The 205-nt window shown below is 78.5% G+C and carries 1 protein-coding gene; it reads left to right on the top strand.

What is annotated here, in order from left to right:
• Window positions 1-205 (top strand): polyketide synthase dehydratase domain-containing protein (locus tag G3I65_RS34055; RefSeq protein WP_160699737.1); only part of this gene is annotated, 205 nt, incomplete at both ends.

The following is a 205-nucleotide window of genomic DNA, read 5'->3' as shown; positions in this document are numbered from 1 at the left end:
CCTCGACGTCGACGGCCTCCACGACCGGTTCGCCGCCCAGGGCTTCGCCTACGGCCCGGCGTTCCGCGGGCTGCGCGCGGCCTGGCAGCTCGGCGAGGAAATCTACGCCGAGGTCGCGCTCCCGGCGGACCTCGCGCCCGAGGCCGCCCGGTTCGGGCTGCACCCCGCGCTGCTCGACTCGGCCCTGCAGGCCGCGGCCCTCGGC

The organism is Amycolatopsis sp. SID8362 (genome assembly GCF_010550475.1).
GTDB lineage: Bacteria > Actinomycetota > Actinomycetes > Mycobacteriales > Pseudonocardiaceae > Amycolatopsis > Amycolatopsis eburnea.
The sequence above is the reverse complement of the archived record's forward strand: the minus strand, read 5'-3'. Positions and strand labels throughout refer to the sequence as shown.